We start from the raw sequence: 15,093 nt of genomic DNA, 5'->3' as shown, positions 1-15,093 counted from the left end.
ATAGCAATGAAAAGCAATCATCTTTGTGTATAAAATGACGTGAATAGCAGTTTAAACTCAAAAAGAGAATTGTGATGTCCCCTCTCCTGTTAAGTTGTTTACTGTTTATCTCTGCAGCTTTTGTCATGGTGTTCGCAGGCGTTAAATTAGTAAAACAAGCCGACACTCTGGCCGACCAAACTGGCATGGGGGAAGCGCTGTTTGGTATCGTTTTCCTGGCCGGTATCACCTCACTGCCAGACTTTGCCTCAACATTGAGTGCCGCATTGGATAGTCGGGCAGATTTAGCCATAAGTAATATTATGGGTAGCATGGTGCTTAACCTCGCGTTTTTGGGGGTAGCAGACATTCTCTATCGCAAGGCCAATCTGGAGCACGCTGCCGCATCTCCCGTCAATCTGATGCTTGCCGGTTTACTGATTGCGTTGTTGACCCTGCCTATGTTTGCCGTATTTACCCCTTTGATAGCGGGCTTTAACGTGCATCCTGTAACGCCAATAATCATTGTTGCTTATCTCTTTGGTTTACATCTGGTACAAAAAACCCAAAAACGCCCCATGTGGTTTCCTCGCAAAACCCATCAAACAGTGACCGATGATATATCTCCGAATAACGAACAGAACGCAGCACTGCTCTGGTTTTCATTTCTCAGTCTTGCACTCATTACTGCTGTAGCCGGCTGGGTATTGATGGGAGCTGCCAAGGAAATAACCCACCAGACCGGGCTTCCTGATACTTTGGTGGGAGGGGTCTTTACGGCCCTGGTGACATCACTGCCCGAATTAGTGACCACCATCGCCGCGATTCGAATTGGCGCACTAACGCTGGCTGTGAGTAATATATTTGGAACTAACTGTTTTAATATACTGGTGGTGGCCGCCGCAGATATTGGCTATACCGATGGCAGCATTTACCACGCAATGGACCCACTGCAAATGACATGGGGCCTGGTAGCAATACTCATGTCAGCAATCCTATTGTTGGGCATGATTTTACGGGAAAAGTACGGTATCGGCCGAATCGGCTTTGAAAGTGCCCTGATGCTCGGGGTTTATGTTATCGCCGTTGTTTTAATCACCAGCAATGTATAAGGATTCCAAGGGAACTCAACACCTTTCCCCTTAAAACTTGATTTTGCCGGTCAAAATATCCTTATACATCACCCAATCTCCCAACAAGCTATAAAACGGATAAGTGAAGGTAGCAGGGCGATTATGCTCGAAGAAAAAATGCCCTACCCAAGCAAATCCATAACCTATGACGGGCAATAGCCAAAGCAACATCCAATTGCCAGTGAATATTGCCGCAGCAATACAAACCAGTACCAGTGTTGAGCCAACAAAGTGCAGACGTCGACAGGTTTGATTGGCGTGTTCAGAAAGATAAAAAGGATAAAATTCGGCAAAAGAGGCAAACTGTTTTGGCGGTGTAACCTCAGACATAGCGCTCACTCATTTAGCATTGCAATATGCTTAACTTAGCACAATATAAATAAAACTCTGTCAATCAGATGACAATTGAGCTTGTGTTGACCCTGACAGCCCATACATAGTTAGCAATTCAGTTAGTTTAAGGAATTCCTGTGGAACAAGTGACCAGTAACATCGTAAATATGACGCCGGATAACTTTCAGCAGATCGTGCTGGAAGAATCTCAACAACGTCTGGTGATGATCGATTTTTGGGCCGATTGGTGCGAGCCATGTAAATCTCTAATGCCCGTACTGGAAAAGATCGCTGCAGAGTATCCTCAAGACTTGTTGTTGGCGAAGGTAAACTGTGATGAACAGCAAGCCATTTCCATGCAATTTGGTGTGCGCAATCTGCCTACCGTGATCCTTGTAAAAGATGGCCAACCCATTGATGGCTTTGCGGGTGCCCAGCCTGAAGGTGAAATCCGAGCATTATTAGAAAAACACCTTCCGAAAGTAGAAGATGGTCTGCTTACCAATGCCGGTGAACTGATGGCGGAAGGCAAATACGATGAGGCCTTTCCTCTACTGAAAACCGCATTCGAAACCGCGCCAGACAGAACCGATATCAAGTTTGCGCTTATCCATACCTTATTAGAGCTAGGCCGTTTGGCACAAGCCAAAGAGTTACTGGACAGTGTCATGTTGGTGGATCAAGACGCTGACTACCAAACGCTGAAAGGCAAACTGGAACTGGCAGAAAAAGCCTCACAATCGCCAGAAATTTTAGCCTTAGAAGAAACCGTAGATAAAAACCCTGAGGATCTGCAAGCCAAGGTGGATCTCGCCGTGCAATACCAGCAAAACAATCGTCAGGAAGAAGGTTTGGCACTACTGTTAAAAGTGCTACAACGAGATATTAACTTTGGCGATGCTAAAAAGCTGATGATCGATACCATCAATGCACTGCCTGAAGGCGACAGTCTGGCCGCCACTTACCGCCGCAAGCTCTATGCCATGCTGTATTGATATTGACCCTGTATCAACAATATTTATCGCGCAGGCATCAATGGCTTGCGCGGCAACCTTTCCATTAGCACTGCTATATAAAACTCTCGAATGGATTCGCCACCAATTCGTACCAAATCGTAAAACTTTCGTGATACTTTTGGGATAAATGGCTTCCATACTTTTTCTCGTGTTGTAAGACCACTATTAACAATTCGAGGAAAACCATGAAACTACGCACTACCCTATTCGCCTCTGCAATGATGGCTACAGCCTCTGCAAACGCGGCAGAACTCACTATTGAATTTCAAAATCTAACTCAGGGCATTTATTACACGCCAATACTGGTGTCCGCTCACCCGGCGACAGCATCCTTGTTTGAAACTGGCGAAGCCGCCTCAGCTGAATTGCAAATGATGGCCGAAGGGGGTGATGTCAGTGGCCTTGCAAGTATTGTGGCCAGTGTTAACGGCAATAGCGCAGAGATACAAGCAGAGCTTACCGCTCCCGGTAACAGCCGCACTTTTATGTTGAGCACAGACACAGATAATACCGTATTGTCGCTAACCGCCATGTTATTACCCACCAACGATGCCTTTGTAGGTTTGGATAATTGGGTCATTCCTGAAGAAGCAGGCACCTACACTGTTTATCTCAACGCCTACGATGCGGGTACAGAAGCCAATGATGAGATCCGTGGTGGTGGTGCCCCCGGTGTGGCCGGCATGCCGGTGCCTCCACCTCTCGAAGGCCTGGTTGGCACTGGTGGCACCGGGGTTACAACGGAAGAAACCAATACAACAGTACATATTCACAGAGGGAATCTGGGCGACAGCATGCAAGATGCAGGAGTTAGCGACATCAATAGCAGTGTCCAGCGCTGGTTGAACCCAGTGGCGAAATTAACTGTCACTGTACAGTAGGTGACCGCCATGAAAATTAACAGCACAAAAACTGCCAGACATCTGGCCTTGTTATTGGCCTCAACCTTGGTGCTTTCAGCCTGTAGTGATGATGACGATCCCGTTGTGGAAGAGCCTGAAGTGACACCGCCAGCACCGGTTGTCAGCAGTTATGACATTACCATAACCAACCTGACGAGCGCCCAACCTCTTTCTCCAGCAGCGATAGTTTTGCACTCTGAAGGACGACTTTGGACATTGGGGGAAACCGCCTCTGAAGAGTTGGAATATCTTGCCGAAGGTGGCGACAACAGCTTTTTACTGGCACTTCCTGTTGTTGCGGCGGGTGAAAGTGGTTTGGCACCTATAGCCCCTGGCGGCTCTGAGACCATTTCTATCAGTATTGAAGACAACGACATGCCACTGCTATCTGTCGTTACCATGTTGGTGAACACCAATGATGCTTTTACAGGGATCAACGCTCAGAGCCTGGCCCAACTGGCTGTCGGAGAGAGCTGGAGCAGCACAACGCTGGCTTATGATTCAGGAACTGAAGCAAACTCGGAAGTAATGGGAACTATCCCCGGTCCTGTGGATATGGGCGTTGGATTTGATGCCGCCAGAGATGATGTGGATTTTGTTGCCATGCACCCCGGTATCGTCTCTGTCGATGATGGTTTGAGCACATCGGTATTGAGCAAACTTCATGGCTTTGACAATCCAATCGCCAAAATACAGGTTACTCGCACTGAGTAATGATAGGCAGCACAATGCCACTCTTTAAGGGGCATTGTGCTTAATTGAACCATCTGATGAGCCAATGACAAATAGAATACTTATCGTTGAGGATGATCTCGACATCGCAGACTTAATACGGGTTAACCTGGCGGAATTAGGTGCCGAATTAAGACACTGTGCCGATGGCGAAAAAGCATTAAATATTGCCCGCTCGGAGACATGGGACTTATTAATTTTAGATGTCATGCTGCCCTCACTCAGTGGCCTGGATATATGCCGTATTATTCGCCAGGAAAAACCGGCCCAAGCCATTTTGATGCTCACTTCCAAAGACTCTGAAACCGACAGAGTATTGGGACTGGAACTGGGTGCAGATGATTACATGAGCAAACCCTTCAGCGTTCGCGAATTACAAGCCAGAGTGCGGGCGCAGTTACGCAAGGTTAGTCTGGTACAGCAGCTTGCAGAACAATCGACACAACAAGCGGAAGAAAACAAGCTAATCACAGGACAATTGAGCATTGATCACAAATCGCGACAAGCCTGCCTCAATCAACACTTCTTAGACCTGACAGCCACGGAGTTCGATTTACTCTGGTATCTGGCAAAACACCCGAATCAGGTGTTTAGTCGGGCGCAATTATTAGAATCCGTGTGGGGCTATTCCCATAATGGTTATGAGCATACCGTCAATTCTCATATCAACCGTTTAAGGGCCAAAATAGAACAAGACGCGGCATCACCCACCATAGTGCAGACTGTTTGGGGGGTCGGTTACAAGTTTAACCCTGAAGGGGTTGGTCTGACGTGAAGTTGTGTTTTTATCAGCGCCTTTCTCTGGCTACCATTAGTGTATTTTTGTTAATCACCAGTATCTTTCTTTGGTGGTCTGATAAAATGCAGGCCACCATCAGCCACCAGGCCGAACAGCAACTACACCTCAATCTGGCAAAACACCTGGTGGAAGACAATCCGCTGTTAAAAGAAGGCGTTTTTGACTACCAGGCTTTGAGCAATCTCTTTCATACCCTGATGGTGATGGGGCCTAACTTTGAATTTTATTACCTGGATCACTTGGGAAACATTCTTACGGATAATGCCAAACCCGGTAAGGTAAAACTCACTCGCATCGACCTCGCGCCTATCAAACAGCTTATGAACTTCCCCAAATCACTACCAGTGTATGGTAGCGACCCAAAAAACCCGGAAAAACAAAAAATCTTCTCGGTGGCACCGGTCTTCAAAAATCAGGCACTGCAGGGTTACCTGTATGTCATTTTAGGTGGCGAGCAATACGATACCATCGTCAGTAAACTCAGCCACGACCGAAACTTCGCCCAATACACCCTGTTGGGTGTCAGTACCCTGATCTTGTTTCTGGTATTAATGGTGGTCTTATTTGCCTGGCTTACCAAGCCCATGAAAAAGCTCACTCTTGCTATGGAATCAGTGCGCGCCGCAGATTACGATTTAACGCGTTCAGGATACAGCCCAATGCCATGGAATCGAGATAGCATCGACGAAGTGCAAAAACTGGGATGTGCCTTTAATGACATGGTGGCCCACATACAAGGACAGTTTGAAGTACTCCAGGAGCTGGACAATCGCCGGCGCACTTTACTGACAGACTTATCCCATGACTTGCGAACCCCCCTCGCCAATTTACAGGGTTATATTGAAACACTGGCATTAAATCAGCAATCTTTGAGCGACGAAGATAAAGCGCGTTTTATTCAAATTTCATTAAATAATGCTCAAAACCTGAAACAACTCATCGATCAGATATTTGAGCTGGCCTATATTGAATCAGGCCAGGTAAAGGTGAACAAGGAAACCTTTCCGGTAGCAGAGCTTATCCATGATGTAGTAGCCAAATTTACCCTGAAGGCACAGGATAAGGCGATACAACTCAGTGTCAGTCCGGACAGCAAAAATGCCATGGTGTCTGCCGATATTGGCAAACTGGAACGAGTGTTAACCAACCTGATTGAAAACGCCATCCGCCACACCCCTGGTGGAGGCCATGTTACATTGAGTATTCAGCCGCAAGCCGATGGCATAGCAATCTCTGTAGCGGATTCGGGCGTAGGTATCCCGGAAACGGAATTAAACGCGATTTTTGACGCTCGCTATCAAGCCAGTAATAGTCAAAAGGACAGAAGTATACACGCAGGACTAGGACTGGCCATCTGCAAAAAGCTTATGGAACTCAACAGTGCTACATTGCAAGTCTCTAGTGTACTGGGCAAAGGTACCTGTTTTAGCTTTGTGTTACCTGTTCCAGATTAATCACAATTTGTGGCATATCTGAAAAGGTGAGACAAGCACTGCTAACGCGATGGAGCCCTTTCACGCAAATAACCACAGAATGCAAAATCAGCATCATGGCCTAAGACTATTCCAGGTCCGTATGGAGTGCAGTACTGATGGCCTTTAACAACTTCTCTGGAGTAAAGGGCTTGTACAATACCGATTTAATCAAGTCCTCATCCAGCTCGGGGATGAGTTGGGTATCGAGATAACCACTCATCATTAAAATGCGCGTTTCAGGGTAACGTTCTTTAACCAGTTTGGCCAGCTTAAAGCCATCTATCTTAGGCATTACCACGTCACTTATTATCAATTCAAATGACTGCAGTTCCAATACCTTCAGCGCATCCTCCCCAGAGTTAACAGTTATGGCGTTAATTCCTTCGCTCTTCAGGATGGCACCAATAACATCAGTCAATCCGGTTTCATCATCCACTACCAAAATCTTACTGCTTGCCCCAATTTTTAATGGTGTACTTTTTACCGGCGTAACAGCCTTAAGAGAAGCGGTGCTATGAACAGGAAATTTCATCTGGAAGCGTGAGCCGCCAGCATCACTCTCTACTTCAATTGTTCCCCCGGAGCGCTTAACAAAACCATATACCTGGCTCAAACCCAATCCGGTACCCTTGGCCCCTTTTGTAGAAAAGAATGGTTCAAAAATTCTATCCAGATTTTCTGCTGGTATTCCCGGTCCGTCGTCACGCACCTCACAAACAGCACAAGAGACCACATCACTACCTTGAGCCAGAATGACGTTGTCTTCTCGGTACGTGGTAATGCTGATAGTGCCACTGTCAACAATCGCCTGATTAGCATTGATTACCATGTTCAGTAGCGCATCTTCAAAGTCGCCGACATCCAGATTGATTTTAAGTTGCTCTTCGCTGAGCTTGAGCTCTAAATCTACTCCGGGCTTCAGGGATTTTTCCAGGATTACTTTGTTATCCGTCACCAACACATTTAAATTGGCGGTTGTTGTAACACCACTGCCTTTTTTGGAGAAAGTCAGAAGTTTTGTGGTGAGATTAGTGGCTCTGTCTCCTGCCTTCCTGATTTCAGATAATGCTTTTTTGTCCGACTCTCTGAGTTCGTTATTGAGTAATAATAAATCACAGTAACCCAGCATAATACTGAGGATATTGTTAAAGTCGTGGGCAATGCCCCCGGTTAATTTACCCAAGGCATCCATTTTTACTGCACGGTTGAGCTGTCGCTCCTTGTCTTTGAGTACTGTTAGGTCAACGCAATTACCGATAAAACGACGAATGCCATTGGCTTGCAACGGCAACTCGCTAATGGACAAATACATGGAAAACAATGAGCCATCCGCTTTAAGGCCTTGCACTTCTCGACCTGTGCCGATGATGTGTTTCTGGCCAGTATTGAGGTAGCGCTGGATAAAACCATCGTGATGTCTAGCAACATCTCGAGGCATCAACATATTCACGTTTTGTCCGATCACCTCTTCGGCCCGATGCCCAAACTTTTCTTCTGCTGCCTGATTAAAGGTGAGCACGGTGCACTTCTCATCAATGGTGATCACCGGCTCCACCATTGAGCGCAATACTTCATCTTTCTCAGCTTCCTTTAAGCAGAGGTTGTGGATCATCTCCTGCATCTGAGTCACATCGGATACCAATGACGCAAAGCGCGTATCCTGCTGCTCGCCACTTACCTGAAAACTGGTCCACTCGGTAAGCACGGTGCGATTATTCAGGTCAAAAGGCAGTGCTCCTGAATCGTCTTTAGCGTCTTCGATGGTGTTGTTGAGATGGGCTGTAAATTTGCCTTTATCACGGCAATTAAGCACCTCATGAAATTCACGTCCCACAACGCTCTCAGCGGACTGTGCGAAAAGCTTTTCCGCCGCCAGGTTCCAATAGGTAATTTGAAAGTCGAGATTCCACTCTATGATAGGGGTGGGAGAATTACTGACAAAAGACTGCAAATGTTGTTTTGAACCCAGCAACTCGTGGCGATTGCGCACTTCTTCACTGATATTCAGCATGATACACGCCAGCAGCGACTCTGAATTTGAGCCATTAATCACCGGAAACAGAGTTACGGAAAAGCAATAGTGTTGGTTTTGAATAACAAAGCTTAGCTCTTCTCGTTTAAATAATTGTCCCTGATGAACCCCCTCCTCTCTTATCAGTAAGTGTTCTCTGAGTACATCAGGTAATTGGCAGTCGGGGAAGAGAAAATTAAATCCTTGCGCATTGCCTCCGAATAAAACTTTGGCGTGTTCGTTACAAAACTGCAATTCTCCCTGATGTTGATACACCAAAACGGGACCGGGAAGGTTTTCCAGAATACGACTCAGCTTTTGTTCGTTTTCCTGAATTTTCGCCTGCAATTCGTATTCTTTTTGTTGCTCCTGAATAAGGACGATTTTTTCGACTCCTGAGCCATAAGCTTGCCCTAGCTCGGAAACCGTAACACTGACCCGCAATATAGTGCCCTGCTGCTGCAAAAAACCCTGCACTGGCAACTTATTAGCATGCTCTCCGGGTTGCCATTGCCCCACTTCCTTACCATCACAGGTGATCACAAAAAAATCCGAAAAAGCACTACCGGGAGTAATATCCAACTGCTGCGCCAGCCGGTCAGCTCTATCATTACAGCTGAGAATATGATTGTGTTCATCAACAATGATGGCGGCAGTTGCCATATTCTCGAATACGGCGGCAAAATATTCCTTTTGTTTTAGCGCCTCAAGACGACTGGCTTTGATTTGTTCGATGAGACGATTCGCTTCATTGGAGAGATGGCTGATTTCATCATTGCCATATTGCTCTATGGGTGTTTCCAGTTTGCCGGTGGCAAAATTGCGAAGAGAATGGGTTAAACGCGTTAAGCGTATCTGAACCGCGCGATTAAACAAAAACAGAACCACCATTGCTGCAGTTAGCATCACTGCCATCTGGATCAAAAAGTGGCGCATCGAACTAAAAGTGATTTGTGACTTGCGCTGTGACAAATCTGCCAGCAAAAACAATCGATACTTTTGCTTTTTTAAATTAAATCTTGAAAACTCTACAGGTGCTTTTAAAAGTAAAACGTTGTCGCTTTTGCGAAAGTGATGAAACAACGCACTTTGTTCCTGACGAGCGATATCTAATTGTTGCTCTAATGCACTAAGATTGAAGTCTTTTAGCAGGACTTGCTTTTTGCTTTCACGATACTTCGAATCCGTCGTTATCACAATATTGTCCTGCTCATCCAGCAACGCCACCAGCGTGACGTACTCATCCGTATTGAGCAATAACAACAGCTTTCTAACTTCTTCCTCCCTGCCATCCAGCACCAAATATTCAATTGCATCTTGGGTTAGCGAAAACTTATCGCGAATCGCTTCGATGCTTTCTTGCATTTCACTGGTGATGCGCTCTTGCTGGGTAAACAATTGCAGCACCAACAATTGCATAAATACCGATACCAGCAAGATAACCAGAACCTGCTTTACGACGGTAAATCTGGAAAAAAGTTTGAGCATGATAGGGGTTACAGCGGTATATCAAAAGAAGGCATTAAACTATTGGATGCAACTGGGCTAGTAATTTCGCCTTGCTCAGTTAAATACTCACTGAGCTGCTGGATTTGTGCTTTTAATGATGGTTTATCGCTATAAAGCATGGTTCTGACTTCCTCAATATCCGGGATATGAATATTCTCAAGCATAGACAGCATTTCCGCTTGAGTCACACCAGTGCGTTTTACCAATAACTCAACAGCACGTTGATCTCTCGCTTCGATTAATTGTACCGCACTCAAATATCCAGTTAATATTGCTCTGTACTGTGCCTCATGTTCTGCGTATGTCGACTTTTTAACTACTAAGACATCGACTATCTCTCCGGGTATCATCTGGCTGGAAAACAGCTGATTAGCGCCTAGTTCCAGCAAGTGGGTTTTGATGGGATCGAAAGTGACAAGCGCATCAAGATTCCCTTGGGTGAACTCCCGTTGCTGCTGATTTAAATGCACTGGCACGATTTCAAAATCATCAATGCTCATTTGATGCAATTGTGCCGCACGGGTTAGCAGATATTTGCTCACTGCACCTTCCTCAAGCCCCACTTTCTGACCTTTAAGTGCTTCAATTGAAGAATAAGATTGCCGCGCAATGATGGCATCGCCGCCATTAGAATAGTCCATTACCCAGAGGATCTCGTAATTGTCATCACGAAAGGTTAAACGAATTGCCTCATCGAGGGTTAATGCCGCCACATCAATGATACCTTGTTCAAAGGCCTTAGCGACCTGACTGGCAGAGGACAATTCTGCAATTTTAACATTGGCCTCCTGATAAAAGCCCAGATCCTGCGCTACATATAAGGGCTCATAACCGATCCAAGGGTTGCTGCCCACTTGCAAGGTTTTTTCATTTTTCGGGACGCAAGCCAACACCAAAAAAAGCAGCAATAGAACAGTAAGTCTCTCCAAGATATTACGAGGCATCGCGATAACATTCTTTGATTTGCTCAATGTTCATCGGTTTGCCTATGTAGTAGCCCTGCACAAGGTCACAGTGCATTTCTTCAAGCGCTTTTACCGTGGCGAGATCCTCAGCTCCCTCTGCCACTACCTGTAAGCCGAGCATTTTGGCTAAAGCTGCACAGGTTTTAACAATCGCCATGGCTTTTTCATCATGTAGTAATGACGAAACGAAGCGCCTGTCGATCTTTAATTCATTAAAAGGAGCGTCGTGTAACTTAGAAAGGGAAGAATAGCCAGTTCCAAAGTCGTCAACCGACAACCTGTAACCCCGTAAACGCAAGCGATTCAAAATCTCCAAAGATTCGGCCAGGCTACCCGTCGCCGCAGTCTCAGTGAGTTCCAACATTACTTTTTGAGCCGGCACCTGATACTGTGCTTCGCATTCAGCCAAATATCCGGGCAAATCCATGCTTAACAAATCTTTGGCAGAAATATTAATCGCCACGTGCCAATATTGTTTTTGTTCTTGCCACTGTGCTAGTTGCTGGAACGCCATGCTAATTACATTTTTTGTTAAATCACTTATCAAACCAGATTCTTCAGCCACCGGAATAAAAACGTCAGGATATACAGTACCGTACTCCGGATGCTGCCAACGCACCAGCGCTTCAAAACTTACTATTTGTTGTTTCTTGAGACTCATCTGAGGCTGGTATTCTAAATATAACTGCCCCTCGCACAGCGCCGTTTTCAGGGTTTCTTGAGTAATTAATATTTCATTTCCAGGGTGATTATGATTGGATTTCACTTGAGCACTTGAGTCATCCAATACCCGTTTTAGTTTGTGCACATCTATGGGCTTAGTGAAAGATGCTAACACTTCAAGACCCAGTGCTGCGGCGAGGGTTTTAGCAGAATTAAGCACGCCATCGTCATAGCCGCTCATCAATATTAGTTGCAATTTTGATTTCCGCTCTGCCAACGTGCGGATCACTTCTATGCCATCACAATCAGGCATTTTAAGATCCAGAATCAAAACACCGCTTTGGGGGGAATGTACCAAAAACGCTTGGGCGCGATTAAAAGCTCTGACCTTGTAGTCAAAGCTCTCGGCAATTCGTTGCAACATGCCAGTAAACTGCACATCATCGTCCAGAATGTATACGTCTAACTTCACCTGACAAAAATTCCCAATCTAGATTGCCATTGAACAAAAACCCACCAACCATTGCTTGAGTTTAGCGGCTTGTTTCTCAAAAGGAATTAGACAAAGGTTTAATGGGAATATCTGATTTCTTACAACATGGAAAAGAAAAGTATCGATATGCAAGGAAAAGGCACTAATATTCATCGAAATATCAAGACTGAGCTCCAAGATATCGAAACAATAGAGAAATATTCACTGAATCTCACATTACTGGCTATGTGCATCAAAACAGCGTTATCCTCATCACTTACTAGTTGGCATTCACCAATTTGAGCAACCTTTGAGAGCCTTTACCTGCAACACGCCTAATTTTCCCTTCCGTTTCCAGATGCAATTTTACTGTAGTGGTATACCAGGTACGCGAGCCAATTGCCTGCATTTTTGACTCTCCAAGATAATCCGCCACCAGGTCAGGTAAGTCTGTAAACGCTAATCCGTCACCTTCATCCGGCAACACATTTAAAATTGCTTCAGCGACTTGTCGGTATTTATCGAGATCAATTTTAGTGGGCGCTTTACCCGGTGTAGGTGTATGGCAAAGCATTTTCTTCATCGTGTCCCCCTATCACTATTGTTAAACCCGCAACTCTTGCACCTTTAATCAGAATTTGACTCGGGTATATCAATTTATACAGGGATCGCCAATTTCATACTAAACATGTCTACATCCCGCTAGCGCGAACCACAAAAAAGCTTACGCCAGTGCAAATATTAGACTAAAATCTAACTAATAATTAAATTCTAACCATTGTCCTGCCGACAATCGGTAAGCTGTCAGATCCAAGTGAAACGGAGTCATCATGCCAGACATACACGCTGGAGAGCGTATCGATGTGAAAAACCTCGATGTGGCTCTGGATAGCGATATCTTTTTCCGAAAGATGATCCGAACCGTCGCTGGCACGTTAGAAGATAGAGTGGGTATGGATGAGGCATCAGGCTTCATTGCTGTTCTGGGGCAAGAGTTAGGTAGAAGAATTGAGCTGGCCTACGAAAAATCCCTGAACAGGCGACACTTTGAGAAAGAAACTGTTGCTGACATCCTGGTGGATTTGAAGCGACGCATCGGTGGCGAATTCAGTATTGAATCGGTCAACAGCAACAGGATGGTGCTCACCAATAAGCGCTGCCCATTCGGTGAAGAGGTGTTACAACGCCCATCCTTGTGCATGATGACTTCTAATGTATTCGGTTATATCGTTTCTAACAGCAACGGCTATGCCGCAATTAAGTTACCGGAAACAATCTCACAGGGGCATGGCAGATGCCGTGTGGTAATAGAATTAAAAATGTCTGACGAATTCACAGAAAGTGAGGAGTATCGTGAGTATTTTAGCCAATCCTGAACAGTTAAGCCTGCCGAGGTTTTCCATACAAAGCCTGTTAAACGGTTTTAATGAGCCGGCTTTTTTGTGTGATAAAAACGGCAATATTCTGCATCTGAACAATCTTGGAAAAAGCCTGATTCAGGACAGTATTCATGATCATGATATTAATGTTAACCTGCCTGAAGTGTTGGGGCTCGAACCGCTGAAGTTTTCCCGTGTCGCCAAAGGTACGCTGCGCACCACAGCCATCATCCCGGCGCGCTTTGAAGTTGTATCGGATGACCATTCAGAACCCAAGGTTATAAGCATTACGCTCTCTTCTGTGAGAACAGAGGAAAGCGCCTACCCCACTCATTTGTTAATCAGGCTCACCAACAGTAATGGCATTCTGGAAAGTAAATTCCGCCGCTTGAAGGACCAGGTGGAACAAGTGCAGGCCGAATTGCAAAAACGCATTGCGCTATCGATGACGGATCCGCTAACGGGTTTGCTAAATCGTCGAGCCATCAGCAATGAATTTTCAGACAACAACTCTTTATTTAACAACCGTAGTCAAGTTCATAGTATCGCGATTATCGATATTGACGACTTCAAGCAGGTAAACGATAACTTCGGGCATCGTGCCGGTGATGAAGTGCTCAGAGGCATTGCCAAGCTACTTAAAAGCCATTGTCGTGAGGAAGACATTTGTTGTCGTTGGGGTGGTGAAGAGTTTGTTATTGCGTTGTTGGAAAGCGATAAGGTTGTGGCCATGGATACAATGCAGCGTCTACGCCGGGCCATTGAGCAACATGTTTTTAGTGTGGGAGAGCAACAAATAAGCGTTACGGTCTCCATCGGTGTTAGCGAGTTTACTATCGGCGATGATTTAGGAGACATCATAGACGCCGCTGATAAAGCTATGTACGAGGCAAAAAAATCAGGTAAAAACAACGTACTACTAAACGATGACAATCCCGACCTGGAGTTTTAAACATCGCGCTTGAACGCTGCGGCTAAACAAGCTGCTTTAACTCCGCAAGCGCGCCAAGTGCCACATGAGGTAATTGTTGGGTCGCCTCATGGTTGAGATTCATTGGGCGATTTTCAGCATACCATGCCGCTTGAAAACCTGCCTTAATAGCTCCGCCAACATCTTTTTCCAGATTATCCCCCACATGCAAAATGTTGCGAGGAGCAACACCGCAGGCCTTGCTGGCAGCATCAAACATGTCTCTATAGGGTTTACTGCGCAGCACAGTACTGGCGTGAAAGACATGGTGAAAACAGTCCTTGAGCCCTACCCGCGCAATGTCGACATTACCATTGGTAATAGCGATTACCGGATATTTAGCAGCAAGTTCCTGCAATAAGGCTACATATTCCGGGTTTACGACAAAATTACTGCGATGAAAATAAAACACATCGTAACTTTGTTGCGCCGCATCTCTGAGGTCCTCTCCCTGTAACCCAATAGCGCTAAACATTTTGTCTAAAACGCTTTTGCGTAAGGCAATCATGTCGTGGGCATAAAGCGGATTTTCAACGATTGATCGGGCGCGAAAGCGACGCCATGCAGGACGGCCAAGCTCAGCGACTTGCGGCCATTGGGTCGTCATAAAAGCAAACAGTTGTTTTTCCGCCTCGACAATGTAAGGGTGGTTGTCGTAAAAAGTATCGTCCAAATCAAAACTGAAGGCCTTGACCGGCGCTAATCGTCGAAAAAATTGCATGGATGTCCTTAGTTGTTTGCCTGATTATTGGCTT

General features: G+C 45.6%; 14 protein-coding genes. 8 read left to right on the top strand and 6 right to left on the bottom strand.

What is annotated here, in order from left to right; translation table 11 throughout:
- Window positions 1–74: 74 nt before the first annotated feature.
- The gene (locus AABA75_RS02380; RefSeq protein ID WP_338290842.1) at window positions 75–1,091 is read left to right on the top strand and encodes a sodium:calcium antiporter; all 1,017 of its coding nucleotides are present in this window, start codon (window positions 75–77) and stop codon (window positions 1,089–1,091) included.
- Window positions 1,092–1,121: 30 nt separating this feature from the next.
- On the opposite strand, the gene AABA75_RS02375 is transcribed toward AABA75_RS02380, so the two are convergent.
- Complete coding sequence (locus AABA75_RS02375) at window positions 1,122–1,442, bottom strand: DUF962 domain-containing protein (protein WP_338290841.1); 321 nt, start codon at window positions 1,440–1,442, stop codon at window positions 1,122–1,124.
- A gap of 140 nt (window positions 1,443–1,582) precedes the next feature.
- Between AABA75_RS02375 and trxA the strand changes: the two genes are divergently transcribed.
- The 5 genes from trxA (at window position 1,583) to AABA75_RS02350 (ending at window position 6,348) form a co-directional block, all read left to right on the top strand.
- On the top strand, window positions 1,583–2,440 hold the full coding sequence (trxA, locus tag AABA75_RS02370; RefSeq protein WP_425325559.1) for a thioredoxin: 858 nt from the start codon (window positions 1,583–1,585) through the stop codon (window positions 2,438–2,440).
- Between the two features lie 206 nt (window positions 2,441–2,646).
- Complete coding sequence (locus tag AABA75_RS02365; protein WP_338290839.1) at window positions 2,647–3,342, top strand: spondin domain-containing protein; 696 nt, start codon at window positions 2,647–2,649, stop codon at window positions 3,340–3,342.
- A gap of 9 nt (window positions 3,343–3,351) precedes the next feature.
- A complete protein-coding gene (locus AABA75_RS02360) occupies window positions 3,352–4,077 on the top strand; it encodes a spondin domain-containing protein (RefSeq protein WP_338290838.1) in 726 nt (241 codons plus the stop codon).
- Between the two features lie 64 nt (window positions 4,078–4,141).
- Window positions 4,142–4,870: a response regulator transcription factor gene (locus AABA75_RS02355; protein WP_338290836.1), complete on the top strand. Its 729-nt coding sequence runs from the start codon at window positions 4,142–4,144 to the stop codon at window positions 4,868–4,870.
- Window positions 4,867–6,348: a sensor histidine kinase gene (locus AABA75_RS02350; protein WP_338290835.1), complete on the top strand. Its 1,482-nt coding sequence runs from the start codon at window positions 4,867–4,869 to the stop codon at window positions 6,346–6,348. Before AABA75_RS02355 ends, AABA75_RS02350 begins: the two co-directional genes overlap by 4 nt.
- Window positions 6,349–6,454: 106 nt before the next feature.
- On the opposite strand, the gene AABA75_RS02345 is transcribed toward AABA75_RS02350, so the two are convergent.
- From AABA75_RS02345 to AABA75_RS02330, 4 genes are all read right to left on the bottom strand, one after another.
- Complete coding sequence (locus AABA75_RS02345; RefSeq protein ID WP_338290834.1) at window positions 6,455–9,868, bottom strand: PAS domain S-box protein; 3,414 nt, start codon at window positions 9,866–9,868, stop codon at window positions 6,455–6,457.
- Between the two features lie 8 nt (window positions 9,869–9,876).
- Window positions 9,877–10,833 (bottom strand): ABC transporter substrate-binding protein, encoded by a 957-nt coding sequence (locus tag AABA75_RS02340; RefSeq protein ID WP_338290833.1) that lies wholly within the window; start codon window positions 10,831–10,833, stop codon window positions 9,877–9,879.
- Window positions 10,823–11,989, bottom strand: a complete 1,167-nt coding sequence (locus tag AABA75_RS02335; protein WP_338290832.1) for an EAL domain-containing response regulator — start codon at window positions 11,987–11,989, stop codon at window positions 10,823–10,825. The genes AABA75_RS02340 and AABA75_RS02335 overlap by 11 nt, the downstream gene beginning before the upstream one ends.
- A gap of 280 nt (window positions 11,990–12,269) precedes the next feature.
- Window positions 12,270–12,572, bottom strand: coding sequence for a DUF6958 family protein (locus tag AABA75_RS02330; RefSeq protein WP_338290831.1), 303 nt, complete (start codon window positions 12,570–12,572; stop codon window positions 12,270–12,272).
- A gap of 247 nt (window positions 12,573–12,819) precedes the next feature.
- On the opposite strand from AABA75_RS02330, the gene AABA75_RS02325 reads away from it, so the two are divergent.
- Both AABA75_RS02325 and AABA75_RS02320 read left to right on the top strand, forming a co-directional pair.
- Window positions 12,820–13,365: a methanogen output domain 1-containing protein gene (locus AABA75_RS02325; protein ID WP_338290830.1), complete on the top strand. Its 546-nt coding sequence runs from the start codon at window positions 12,820–12,822 to the stop codon at window positions 13,363–13,365.
- Window positions 13,343–14,320 carry a GGDEF domain-containing protein gene (locus tag AABA75_RS02320; RefSeq protein ID WP_338290828.1) on the top strand — a complete coding sequence of 326 codons (978 nt, stop codon included), beginning with the start codon at window positions 13,343–13,345 and terminating at the stop codon, window positions 14,318–14,320. The genes AABA75_RS02325 and AABA75_RS02320 overlap by 23 nt, the downstream gene beginning before the upstream one ends.
- Before the next feature lie 22 nt (window positions 14,321–14,342).
- Here AABA75_RS02320 and AABA75_RS02315 read toward each other — a convergent pair whose 3' ends face one another.
- Window positions 14,343–15,059: an HAD-IA family hydrolase gene (locus tag AABA75_RS02315; protein ID WP_338290826.1), complete on the bottom strand. Its 717-nt coding sequence runs from the start codon at window positions 15,057–15,059 to the stop codon at window positions 14,343–14,345.
- Window positions 15,060–15,093 lie beyond the last annotated feature (34 nt).

This window comes from Planctobacterium marinum (genome assembly GCF_036322805.1).
Taxonomy (GTDB): domain Bacteria; phylum Pseudomonadota; class Gammaproteobacteria; order Enterobacterales; family Alteromonadaceae; genus Planctobacterium; species Planctobacterium marinum_A.
This window is presented reverse-complemented; position numbering and strand designations above follow the sequence as displayed.

Bases quoted from the DNA above. Each gene is read 5' to 3' on its own strand.
- AABA75_RS02380 (WP_338290842.1), top strand. From the start codon at position 75: ATGTCCCCTCTCCTGTTAAGTTGTTTACTGTTTATCTCTGCAGCTTTT.
- AABA75_RS02375 (WP_338290841.1), bottom strand. From the start codon at position 1,442: ATGTCTGAGGTTACACCGCCAAAACAGTTTGCCTCTTTTGCCGAATTT.
- AABA75_RS02365 (WP_338290839.1), top strand. From the start codon at position 2,647: ATGAAACTACGCACTACCCTATTCGCCTCTGCAATGATGGCTACAGCC.
- AABA75_RS02360 (WP_338290838.1), top strand. From the start codon at position 3,352: ATGAAAATTAACAGCACAAAAACTGCCAGACATCTGGCCTTGTTATTG.
- AABA75_RS02355 (WP_338290836.1), top strand. From the start codon at position 4,142: ATGACAAATAGAATACTTATCGTTGAGGATGATCTCGACATCGCAGAC.
- AABA75_RS02345 (WP_338290834.1), bottom strand. From the start codon at position 9,868: ATGCTCAAACTTTTTTCCAGATTTACCGTCGTAAAGCAGGTTCTGGTT.
- AABA75_RS02340 (WP_338290833.1), bottom strand. From the start codon at position 10,833: ATGCCTCGTAATATCTTGGAGAGACTTACTGTTCTATTGCTGCTTTTT.
- AABA75_RS02330 (WP_338290831.1), bottom strand. From the start codon at position 12,572: ATGAAGAAAATGCTTTGCCATACACCTACACCGGGTAAAGCGCCCACT.
- AABA75_RS02325 (WP_338290830.1), top strand. From the start codon at position 12,820: ATGCCAGACATACACGCTGGAGAGCGTATCGATGTGAAAAACCTCGAT.
- AABA75_RS02315 (WP_338290826.1), bottom strand. From the start codon at position 15,059: ATGCAATTTTTTCGACGATTAGCGCCGGTCAAGGCCTTCAGTTTTGAT.